Source organism: Simplicispira lacusdiani, from assembly GCF_003604195.1.
GTDB lineage: Bacteria > Pseudomonadota > Gammaproteobacteria > Burkholderiales > Burkholderiaceae_C > Simplicispira > Simplicispira lacusdiani.
Window position 1 is genome coordinate 1 of the sequence record NZ_QXGR01000019.1, and the last position, 11,103, is coordinate 11,103.

The 11,103-nt window shown below is 67.9% G+C and carries 9 protein-coding genes and 1 pseudogene; 2 read left to right on the forward strand and 8 right to left on the reverse strand.

Annotated elements, in window-relative coordinates:
* The 8 genes and pseudogenes from D8S75_RS17000 to D8S75_RS17035 all read right to left on the reverse strand — a co-directional run.
* Positions 1 to 131: pseudogene (locus D8S75_RS17000) on the reverse strand (electron transfer flavoprotein subunit beta/FixA family protein); the annotation flags it as partial.
* 17 nt (positions 132 to 148) lie between these two features.
* Positions 149 to 1,702 carry a class I adenylate-forming enzyme family protein gene (locus D8S75_RS17005; RefSeq protein ID WP_119967562.1) on the reverse strand — a complete coding sequence of 518 codons (1,554 nt, stop codon included), beginning with the start codon at positions 1,700 to 1,702 and terminating at the stop codon, positions 149 to 151.
* Between the two features lie 7 nt (positions 1,703 to 1,709).
* Positions 1,710 to 2,693, reverse strand: a complete 984-nt coding sequence (locus tag D8S75_RS17010; protein ID WP_119967563.1) for a Bug family tripartite tricarboxylate transporter substrate binding protein — start codon at positions 2,691 to 2,693, stop codon at positions 1,710 to 1,712.
* 57 nt (positions 2,694 to 2,750) lie between these two features.
* Positions 2,751 to 4,013 (reverse strand): CaiB/BaiF CoA transferase family protein, encoded by a 1,263-nt coding sequence (locus tag D8S75_RS17015; protein ID WP_119967564.1) that lies wholly within the window; start codon positions 4,011 to 4,013, stop codon positions 2,751 to 2,753.
* Positions 4,010 to 4,834 (reverse strand): oxepin-CoA hydrolase, alternative type, encoded by an 825-nt coding sequence (locus D8S75_RS17020; RefSeq protein ID WP_119967565.1) that lies wholly within the window; start codon positions 4,832 to 4,834, stop codon positions 4,010 to 4,012. The genes D8S75_RS17015 and D8S75_RS17020 overlap by 4 nt, the downstream gene beginning before the upstream one ends.
* Positions 4,835 to 4,838: 4 nt before the next feature.
* A complete protein-coding gene (locus D8S75_RS17025; protein WP_119967566.1) occupies positions 4,839 to 5,972 on the reverse strand; it encodes an acyl-CoA dehydrogenase family protein in 1,134 nt (377 codons plus the stop codon).
* Between the two features lie 10 nt (positions 5,973 to 5,982).
* Positions 5,983 to 7,179 (reverse strand): acyl-CoA dehydrogenase family protein, encoded by a 1,197-nt coding sequence (locus D8S75_RS17030; RefSeq protein ID WP_119967567.1) that lies wholly within the window; start codon positions 7,177 to 7,179, stop codon positions 5,983 to 5,985.
* A gap of 123 nt (positions 7,180 to 7,302) precedes the next feature.
* Positions 7,303 to 9,420, reverse strand: a complete 2,118-nt coding sequence (locus D8S75_RS17035; protein WP_119967568.1) for a 3-hydroxyacyl-CoA dehydrogenase NAD-binding domain-containing protein — start codon at positions 9,418 to 9,420, stop codon at positions 7,303 to 7,305.
* A gap of 106 nt (positions 9,421 to 9,526) precedes the next feature.
* Between D8S75_RS17035 and D8S75_RS17040 the strand changes: the two genes are divergently transcribed.
* Together D8S75_RS17040 and flhD are read left to right on the forward strand one after the other, a co-directional pair.
* Positions 9,527 to 10,432 (forward strand): LysR family transcriptional regulator, encoded by a 906-nt coding sequence (locus tag D8S75_RS17040; protein ID WP_119967569.1) that lies wholly within the window; start codon positions 9,527 to 9,529, stop codon positions 10,430 to 10,432.
* Between the two features lie 222 nt (positions 10,433 to 10,654).
* Positions 10,655 to 10,984 carry a flagellar transcriptional regulator FlhD gene (gene flhD, locus D8S75_RS17045; protein ID WP_119967570.1) on the forward strand — a complete coding sequence of 110 codons (330 nt, stop codon included), beginning with the start codon at positions 10,655 to 10,657 and terminating at the stop codon, positions 10,982 to 10,984.
* The last annotated feature ends 119 nt before the right edge of the window (positions 10,985 to 11,103 follow it).

An 11,103-nucleotide genomic window follows, 5' to 3' on the forward strand; every position in this document is an offset into this window, starting at 1 on the left:
TCGACGGCGATTTCGTCAAAGGGGTTCATGCTCATCTTCACGTTGGCGATGTCCACGCCCGTGCCGTCCGACTTCACGCGGACCTTCACGTTGTAGTCCACCACGCGCTTCACGGGGACAAGAATCTTCATGGTTGTCTTTCGGGAATTCAGGTTGAAAGTTGCTGGTGCAGCTCGCGCAGCTCGCGCTTGAGCACCTTGCCGATCGCGCTGCGCGGCAGTTCATCGACCAGGTGCAGCGCGGCCAGGCGCTGCGTCTTGCCCGCGCGGGCGTTGAACCAGGCCATGATCTGGGCCGCCTCGTCGGTGGCGCCGGGTTGGCGCCGCACGAAGGCCACCGGCGTCTCGCCCCACTGTTCGGAGGGGACGCCCGTCACGGCCACGTCCTCGACGGCCGGGTGCTTGCGCAGCTCGGCTTCGAGGTCGCTGGGATAGATGTTGAAGCCGCCGCTGATGATCATGTCCTTGCGGCGGTCCAGCAGGGTCAGAAAGCCCTGTTCGTCGAACCGGCCCACATCGCCGGTGCGGATGAAACGCTTGCCCGTGGCATCGAACCATTCGGCCTCGCGCGTCTTCTCGGGCTGATGGTGGTAGCCGGTCATCATGCCGGGTGAATGCCCCACCACCTCGCCCGTGGCGCCGGGGGGCAGTTCGTTGCCGTCTTCGTCGATGAGGCGGATGTCGCTGGTGGCGGCGGGCTGGCCCACGGTGTGCAGCTTGCCGGGGTGCTCGTGCGCGGCCAGGATGCAGGTGCCGCCGCCTTCGGTCATGCCATAGAACTCATACAGCGCGCCCGGCCAGCGCGCCAGGATGTCGGCCTTGAGCTCGGCGCGGAAGGGCGCGCTGGTGCAGAACTTGGCGCGGAACGACGACAGGTCAAACTCACCGAACTGCGGCAGCGCCATGATGCGCTGGTACTGCACCGGCACCAGCATGCTGTGGGTGGCGCGGATCTGCTGCGCGATCTGCAGGTAGCGCAGCGCATCGAACTTCGGCATGAGCCGCACGCTGCCGCCCGCGCACAGGCCGGGAAAGAACGACACCAGCGTGGTGTTGGAATACAGCGGCGTGGCCAGCAGCGTCACGCTCTCCGGCCCATAGCCCTGCGCCAGACCGCGCACGATGTGCGCCCAGCGCATGCCGTGCGACTGCACGATGCCCTTGGGCGTGCCCGTGGTGCCCGACGAGTAGATGATGTTGAAGGGGTGCTCCGGCGCCACTTCCACGGGCTGCGGGGTGGCGCCCTCGGGCGCCAGCCACGCGTGCCAGCGGGGCGCGGGGCCGTCGTCGTCCAGCGCCACCAGCGCGGGCGCATCCGGCGTGGCGGGCGGCAGCACCGCCCTGCCCTGCGCGTCGACGAACAGCAGGCGGGCCTCGGCATCGCGCAGCATGGACTGCATGGCGTCGGGCGTGACCGAAGGCGCCAGCGGTGCCACCACCACACCACAGCGCAAGGCGCCCAGGTACACGGCGGCGTAACGCACCGATGCGGCAGCGCACACGGCCACCACATCGCCTTTGTGCAGGCCCGCGCGCTGCAGCGAGGCCGCCACGCGGTCCACCAACGCATCGAGCTGGGCCCAACTCAAAGCGGTGTCGTCATCGGCCAGCGCGCTGGCCTGGGGCCGCAGCCGCGCGCTCTCGCGCAGCAGGTCAGACACGGTGCGGAACGGCGGCTGGGCGGAAGTGGCGGCGGTGCTCATGGGCGCGTCACTCGAACGAGATGCCCTTGTCGCGGATCACCTGGCCCCACTTGGTGTAGTCGCCGGTCACGCGCTTGGCCATCTGGTCCGGCGCCTGGTAGTTGGCGATGGCGCCCGCATTCAGCAGCTTGTCCTGCACTTCCTTCTCGGCCAGGATGGCCTTGACCTCGGTGGTGATGCGCTGCACCACGTCCTTGGGCGTGCCGGGCGGGGCCATCAGGCCGCCCCAGGACACGGCATCAAAGCCCTTGAAGCCCTGCTCGGCAATGGTGGGCACGTTCGGGATCACGCCCACGCGCTGGGGCGAGCCCACGGCGATGGCGCGCAGCCGGCCGGTCTGGATGTGCGGCAGCGCCGCCACGAGGTCGGCATACATCATGGGCACCTGGCCGCCCAGGGTGTCGGTGATGGCGGGCACGCCGCCCTTGTAGGGCACATGCTCCATCTCGAATTTGCCCAGCTGCTTGAGCAGTTCCATGCTCAGGTGGCCGAAGCTGCCCACGCCCGAGCTGGTGTAGTTGAGCTGGCCCGGCCGCGCCTTGGCGTGCGTGATGAGGCGCTGCAGGTCGGTCACCGTGGGCATGAGCGTGGGGTTGACCACCACCACGATGGGCAGGTCGTACACGGTGGCGACCGGCACGAAATCCTTGCTGGTGTCGTAACCCGCCTTCTTGTAGAGGTGCGGCGCCAGCAGCGTGGGCGTGGCCAGCATCATCAGGGTGTAGCCGTCGCCCGGCGTCTTGAGCAACTGCTGCGCGGCAATGGAGCCGGAGGCACCGGCCTTGTTCTCCACCACCACGGGCTGCTTGAGCCGCTCGGCCAGCTTCTGGCCGACGATGCGCGAGGCCGTGTCGGTGGGGCCGCCCGGCGGGAAGGGCACAACCAGCTTCAGGGGCTTGGCGGGCCAGGCCTGGGCGAAGGCGCTGCCGATCAGCAGGGGCGCGGCGGCCAGGGCCAGCAGGGTACGGCGGGTCACTTGCGAGAATTTCATGGTGATGTCCTTTGGTATGAAAAATGGCTCCAGCGCTTACACAGCAAGCGCGAGTAGCTATTGTTTTTGAGTGGCTTCATCCTGCGGCAGCGTCAGCACGCCCTTGTCGCGCAGGGCCTGCAGATCCGCGTCCGACAGCTGCAGCAACTGCTGCAGCACCTCGCGCGTGCCCTCGCCCAGCGTGGGCGGCGCATTGCGGATGGGCAGGCGCTGGCCGTCCAGGCGGTAGGGCGGCGCGAACACATGCGTGCTGCCCGCCACCGGGTGGGGCATTTCCTGCAGCAGGCCGCCCCGGCGCGTGCGCTCGCTGGTCAGGGCCTCGTGCAGGCCGGCCACCCGGCCGCAGGGGATGCCGGCGGCGCCCAGGCGCTCCAGCAGCACATCGCGCGGGAAGCTGGCGATCAGCTCCTTCATCACGGGCAGCAGGGTCAGGCGGTTCTTGGCGCGCTCGACGTTGGTGGCAAAGCGCGGGTCTTCCACGATGTCGGGGCGCATCACCACCTGGCGGCAGAACTTGTCGAACTGGCTGTTGTTGCCCACGGCGATGATGAGCGGGCCATCCTGCGCCTCGAACATGCCGTAGGGCACGATGGACGGGTGGGCGTTGCCGTAGCGCTGCGGGTCGTGGCCCAGCAGCATGGCGTCCAGCCCGTAGTAGCCGGTGATCATCAGGCCACAGTCGTACAGCGCCATCTCGATGTGGCGGCCCTGGCCGGTGCGGCTGCGCTGGAACAGGGCCGCCAGCACGGCCTGGGCGGCATACATGCCGGTCATCATGTCCACGGCGGCCACGCCGAACTTGAGCGGCGGCTGGCTGGCCTCGCCGTTCAGCGCCATCAGCCCCGCCTCGCCCTGGATCACCAGGTCGTAGCCCGGTCGCTTGGCCTCGGGGCCGGAGCTGTCGTAACCGGCCACCGAGCAGTAGATCAGGTCCGGCTTGATCGCCTTGAGCTGCTCGTAGCCCAGGCCCAGCTTCTCGGCGCCGCCGGTCTTGAAGTTCTGGATCACCACGTCGCACTGGGGCAGCAGGCCGTGGATGATCTTCACGCCCTCGGGCGTCTGCAGATCGACCGTAACGGACCGCTTGTTGCGGTTCATGCTGTTGTAGTAGGTGGTTTCGGTCTTGCCGATGCGCATGCCCCAGTCGCGCGTGTCGTCGCCCCGGCCGGGGTGCTCCACCTTGATGACCTCGGCGCCGAAGTCGGCCAGCACCTGGCCGCACAGCGGCCCGGCGAACACGCGCGAGAGGTCGAGCACGCGCACGCCTTCGAGCGGAAAGTCCATGCCGCCCGGAGCGGCCGTGGTGGGGGTGGGGGTCATGTGTTTGTGTCTCCTTGCCAGGGTTCACGCTGGCGCAATGGCGCGAAATCCGCCGGGCGTTTTTCCAGGAAGGCGCCCATGCCTTCGCGGGATTCTTCCGTTTCCTGCGACTGGACCATGAACCGGGCCTCCATGTCCAACTGGTCTTCCAGCGTATTCGCGTGGGCGTGGCGGCACAGGGTCTTGATGCGGGCCATGGCCCGCTCGGGCCCCGCCGCCACCTGGGCCGCCAGGGCCAGCGCCTGCGCCAGGGCCTGGCCGGGCTCGGCCAGGCGGTTGACGGCGCCCAGCGCATGCAGGCGTTCGCCAGCAATGCGCTCGCCCGTGAGGCACAGCTCGGTCAGCACCTGGCGCGAAACGAACTCGGCCAGGAAGGCCGTGGCGCCGCCGTCGGGCGTGAGGCCCACCTTCACGTAGGCCACCGAGAACACGGCATTTTTCGCCGCCACCAGCATGTCGCAGGCCAGGGCCAGCGACAGGCCCGCGCCGGCGGCCGCGCCTTCGACGGCGGCGATCACCGGCTTGCGGCAGTCGCGCACGGTGCGGATGACGTCGTGCAAGCCTTCAAGCTTGGCGCGGCGCTCTTCGATCGGCAATTCACGGCGCTTGGCGAGCTGGCGCAGGTCGCCGCCCGCGCAGAAGTGCCCGCCCTCGCCCGTCAGCACGATGGCGCCCACGGTGGGGTCGGCCTCGGCCTGCGCGAGCGCCTCGGTCAGCGCGGCATAAAACGCCGGCGACAGCGCGTTGCGCGCCGCCGGGTTGTTGTTGGACAGCACCAGCACCGCGCCTTCGCGGCGCTGCAGCAGGGGGGGCTGCTCCATGGCGTCAGTTCCGCCCTAGCGCGATGAAGCGCGCCAGGTGGTGGTCCTCGTCGCCGAACTGGTGGTCCACCATGACCAGGCGCTTGGCGTAGTGCGACAGGGGCAGCTCCCAGGTCATGCCAATGCCGCCGTGCAACTGGATGCTCTCCTCGGCCACCAGGGCGCCGATGCGGCCGATGCTGACCTTGGCCGCCGACAGCGCGCGTTCGCGCTCGGTGCGGTCGTTGCTGTCGATGGCCGCCGCCGCGTTGATGACCGCCGAGCGCGCCTGTTCCACTTCCAGTAGCAGGTCGGCCATGCGGTGCTGCAGGGCCTGGAAGCTGCCGATCGGCACGCCGAACTGCTTGCGCGTCTGGAGGTATTCGAGCGTGTTCTTCTTGGCCACCTCCATGGCGCCCAGGGCCTCGGCGCACACGGCCAGGATGCCGTAGCCCACGGCCGCCTCCAGCGTGGCGTAGCCCTGGCCTTCCGCGCCCAGCAGGGCCTGCGGCCCCACCTGCACATTGGTCAGCGTGATCTCGGCGGCACGGCCGCCATCGATGCGGCCGTAGCCGCGGCGCTTCAGGCGCGCACAATCGCCAGGCACGAGGAACAGCGAGATACCCTCCTCGCTGTCCGCCTCCCCCGAGGTCCGGGCGCTGACCAGCAGCAGTTGTGCCTGTTCACCGTGCACCACCACGGCCTTCTGGCCCGTCAGCAGCCAGCCGTCGCCATTGCGCACGGCCCGGGTCTCCACACGCGAAAGCGCGTAGTGCGAGCCCGGCTCCTCATGTGCCAGCGCGGCCACGGTGCTGCCGTCGATCAGGCCGGCCATGTGCGCCTTCTGCGCGGCAGTGCCCGCCAGACCCAGCGCGCGGCCCACGACCAGTGCGCCCAGGAAGGGCTCGGCCACCAGGCCGCCGCCCAGCGCCTCGAAAACGACGGCAATGTCGAAACCCGCGCCGCCAAAGCCGCCATCGGCTTCGGGGAACAGCGCGCCAATCGCGCCCAGCTCGGCGAACTGCGCCCACAGCCCGGCGTCCATGCCGGCGTCGCCATAGGCGATGCGGTTGCGGGTTTCGATGCCGTACTGCTCGGCCACGAAGCGGTTCAGGGTGTCCGCCAGCATGCGGCGGTCTTCGGTGTGTTCAAAGTTCATCGCTGCGACCTCACAGACCCAAAATCATCTTGGAGATGATGTTTTTCTGGATTTCATTGGAGCCGCCGAAAATCGACAGCTTGCGGTAGTTGAAGTAATTGGCCGCGGCCGTGGCAGCCTCCTTGGGGCCCACGGGCGCCTCGGCATAGCCGGCGTACTGCGCTTCCTCGATGAAGGGCAGCGCATACGGCCCCATGGCACGGCGGATCAGCGAAAGGATCTCCTGGCGGATCTCGGTGCCACGGATCTTGAGCATGGAGCTTTCCGCGCCCGGCACGCCGCCACCGGCCACGGCGGCGATCACGCGCAGGTTGGTGGTCTTCATGTTTTCCAGATCGATCTCGACCTGGGCCATGCGCGCGGCGAACAGCGGGTCCTGGTCCAGCGGCTTGCCGTTCTTGTGCACCTTGGCGGCGATCACCTTGAGCTTGGCCAGAGCCGCCACGCAGAAGCCCACGCCGGCGATGCCGGTGCGCTCATAGGTCAGCAGGTACTTGGCGTAGGTCCAGCCCTTGTTCTCCTCGCCCACCAGGTTCTCCACGGGCACCTTCACGTCGGTGAAGAACACCTCGTTGACTTCCTTGTCGCCGTCCAGCGTGCGGATGGGGCGCAGCTCCACGCCGGGCGTGTTCATGTCCACCAGCAGGAAGCTGATGCCCGACTGCGCCTTGGCCTCGCGGTCGGTGCGCACCAGGCAGAAGATCATGTTGGCGTGCTGGCCCTGGGTGGTCCAGGTCTTCTGGCCGTTGACGATGTAGTGGTCGCCCTGGCGCACCGCCGTGGTCTTGACCGAGGCCAGGTCCGAGCCCGCGCCGGGCTCGGAATAGCCCTGGCACCACCAGTCCTCGCCCTTGAGGATGCGCGGCAGCCAGTAGCTCTTTTGCGCCGCGTTGCCGAACTTGATGAGCACCGGGCCGAGCATGTTCACGCCAAAGGGCACGATGCGCGGGCCGCCGGCCAGGGCGCACTCGTTGTCGAAGATGAATTTCTGCACGGCGCCCCAGCCCGGGCCGCCGTATTCCTGGGGCCAGTGGTTGGCGAGCCAGCCGCGCTCGTTGAGGATGGCGTGCCATTCCTCCTGGTCGGCTTTGGACAGGCGTTGCCCGGCCTTGACCTTGTCGGAAATGTGCTTGGGCAGCTTGTCTTTCAGGAAAGCCTGGACTTCCTCGCGGAAGGCCTGCTCTTCGGGGGTGAATTGGAGATCCATGCGTTGGTGCCTCGTGTCAATGCTTTATTTTTGATAGCTGGTTGCGCTTGATTTCATTGGGTTTCAGCCTCTTTTCATGCTGAAATCCTTATAGATAAAGCGCTGCCAGCTCCTGTTTTTGAATCAGGCGGTCTTATTCAGGCTGTCGAAGTTGCGCCCCTCGGCCACCAGCTTTTCCAGCAGCGGCGCGGGCTTCCAGAACAGCGGGTCTTCCTGGGCGAACTCCCGCAGGTCGGCCAGCACCTGGGGCAGGCCCACCATGTCGGCATGCTTCATCGGGCCGCCCCGGTGGCGCGGGAAGCCATAGCCCGACAGGAAGGTCACGTCCACGTCGAGCGGGCGCAGGGCGATGCCCTCTTCCACCACCTTGGCGCCTTCATTGATCATGGCGGCCATGTAGCGGCGCATGATTTCCTCGGGCGTGAACTTGCGCGGCGTGACGCCCTTCTTCGCGCGCTCAGCCTGAACGATGGCCAGCACCTCGGGGTCGGGCATGCCGGTGCGCGCGCCGTTGGCGTACAGGTAGAAGCCCCGTCCGGTCTTCTGGCCGAACCAGCCGCGCTCGCAAATGCGGTCGGCCACCTCGACATAGCGCGCCTTCGGGTCGCGCGTGGCGGCACGGCGCTTGCGCGTGGCCCAGCCGATGTCGCCACCGGCCAGGTCGGTCACCTGGAACGGCCCCATGGGGTAGCCGAAACCGCGCACGGCCTCGTCGATCTCGTAGGGGCTGGCGCCGTCTTCCATGATGTAGTCGGCGGCCTGCTTGTACACGGCCAGGATGCGGTTGCCGATGAAGCCGTCGCACACGCCGGCGCGCACGGGGACCTTCTTCATGCGCTTGGCCAGCTCGAAGGCCGTGGCCACCACGTCGGCACTGACCTTGGCGGGCACCACGATCTCCAGCAGCTTCATGATGTTGGCCGGGCTGAAGAAGTGCAGGCCGATCACGTCCTGCGGGCGGCCCGTGACGGCGGCGATGGCGTCGATGTCGAGGTAGGAGGTGTTGGTGGCCAGCACCGCGCCCGGCTTGCACACGCGGTCCAGCTCCTTGAACACGGCCTTCTTGACCTCGATGTCCTCGAACACGGCCTCGATCACCAGGTCCACGTGGGCGATGTCGTCGTACGAGGTGCTGGGGGTGTAGCGCGCCATCGTGGCGGCCTTGGCCTCGGGGGTCATGCGGCCCTTGGCGATCAGGCCGTCATAGACCTTCTCGACATTCTTCTGGCCGCGCGCGATGGACTCCGCATCGCGCTCGATCATGGTCACCTGCAGGCCTGCATCCAGCGCCGACACGGTGATGCCCGCGCCCATGGTGCCGCCGCCGATCACGGCGATGGCGGCAAAGGGGCGCGGCGCGGCGGCCTTGGCCTCGGGGATCTTCGCGGTTTCGCGCTCGGCAAAGAAGGCGTGGATCAGGCCCTGGCGCTGCGGGCTTTCCAGGCATTGCACGAACAGCGCGCGCTCGCGGGCCAGGCCTTCGTCGAACGGCAGCTCCACGGCGGCGCGCACGCATTCGACGATCTTGCCGGGCGAGAACAGGCCGCGCGTTTTCTTGGCCGTTTCCAGTGCCAGCGCATCCAGCTCGGCCAGGGCGGCCGCCTTGTCGGCGATGGCGAGGTCGCGCGTGCGGCGCACGGGGGCGTTCGCGGCGAGCAGTTCCTCGGCGTACTGCAGGCCCGCTGCCACGGGGTCGGCGCCTTGCGCCACACGGTCCACCAGACCGGCGTCGAACGCGGCATGGGCGCCCAGGTGCTGGCCGCTGAGCATCAGACCGGCGGCGGCGCGCACGCCCATCAGGCGCGGCGCGCGCTGCGTGCCCCCAGCGCCGGGCAGCAGGCCCAGGTTCACCTCGGGCAGGCCCAGCTTGGCGGCGGGCAGGGCCACGCGGTAATGCGCGGCCATGGCCACTTCCAGCCCGCCACCGAGCGCGGGGCCGTGGATGGCGGCGACGACGGTCTTGCCGCAGGCTTCGATGCGGTTGCACACCTCGGGCAGCGAGGGCGGCTGCGCGGGCTGGCCGAATTCGCGGATGTCGGCGCCAGCGATGAAGGCCTTGCCTTCACCAACAATCAACACCGCCTGGACGGCTGCGTCGGCCTCGGCCTGCTCCACGGCGGCCAGCAGGCCCTGGCGCACGGCCACGCCCAGGGCGTTGACGGGGGGGTTGGCGATGGTCACCACCAGCACGCGCCCTTGGCGTGCGGCGCGGACCACGGAAGCCTTGGCTTCGTTGCTCATGCAGGGTTCTCCGGTCACTGTTAGATGACCGATTGTTGTACCGACAAACAATCTTGACAATTACATGAACCATTGACAGACTGTCAAATACCTTTAGACAAACACCATGGACCTCACCTCCCTGACGCTGCTGGTGGAAATCATTGACGCTGGCAACCTGAGCCAGGCCGCGCGCAAGCTCAAGATGACGCGCGCCAACGTCAGCTACCACCTGAACCAGCTGGAAAAGTCGGTGGGCGTGCAGCTGGTGCGCCGCACCACGCGCCAGGTGGAGCCCACCGAGGTGGGCCTGCGCCTGTACGAGCATGGCCGCAACATCCAGAACGAGATGCTCGCCGCGCGCGAAACCATCACCACGCTGGGCCAGGGCCTGCAGGGCCGCGTGGGGCTGAGCGTGCCCAGCGGCTATGGGCAGATAGTGATGTCGGACTGGCTGATCGAGTTCAAGCGGCTCTACCCCGGCATCGTGCTCGACGTGCTGTTCGAGAACCGCGCCGACAACCTGCGCGACGAAGTGGACATCGCCATCCGCGTCATGCCCGAGCCGCCGCCCGCGTTAGTGGCGCGCGAGCTGGGCCCCGTGCGCTACCTGGCCTGCGCCTCGCGGGGGTTCGTGGAACAACATGGCCTGCCGCAGTCGCTGGAGCAGCTGCGCAGCACGCCGCTGATCACCTCGGGCGTGGTGGGCAAGCAGCTGCGCCTGCGCGCCTACCGGGGCGAGGAGCGGCAGGAGGTGATGCTGGAGCCTACGCTGATCTCCGAGCACTTCCCGTTCCTGCGCCAGGGCATCCTCGCCGGGCTGGGCCTGGGGCTGGTGCCCGACTACGTGGTGATGGACGCCATTGCCTCGGGCGAGGTGCTGACCACGCTGGACGACTGGCGCCTGAGCATCTTCGGCACGCGCATGTACCTGCTCTACATGCCCAACCGCTACCAGACGCACGCCGTGCGCACCTGCATCGATTTTTTGCTCGACAAGGCCCGCGCACCCGGCCTGGCTACGCCCATCTGAGCACGTCCCGGTGCAGCACGCGGGCCCGCCGCACCGCGCCCGGTGGGGCTGGCAGCGCTGTAAGGCAAATTCCTACAAGCCCGGCCGCAAAACCAGACGCCGCGCACAGCCAGCGCCCGACTTAATTTTTGATTGGGGCGAATTCACAATCCATTTCAACGGATCGCGAAAACATGCATGAGGCATACAACGCACGAACCGGGACTGGATAAGGATGCCGCCATGACCAACGAACAACTCCTCGCCGAAATCCGCGAAGCCAACCTCACCTACCTGATGCTGGCCCAGACGCTGATCCGCCAGGACAAGGCCGAGGCCGTGTTCCGCCTGGGTCTGAACGAAGACGCCGCCGACATCCTGGCCTCCCTCTCGGCCGCCCAGGTCATGAAGCTGGCGTCCCGCAACACCCTGCTGTGCTCGTTCCGCGTGGACGACAACCTGGTCTGGAGCCTGCTGACCAACCACAACGTCGCCAAGAAGGTGGGCAACGAGGCCACCAATGCGCTGCACGCCAACATCCTGATGGCCAGCCGCGTGTCTGAAGTGCTCTGATCCGCCTCCGCTCTCCCGTCCTCTTCCACCGTTTCCTGAAAGCCTCCACCATGACCGCCACCACCACCGCTGCCAAGTCCACCGCCAAGGCCCCCGCCAAGAGCGTGCTGGGCGAGTCC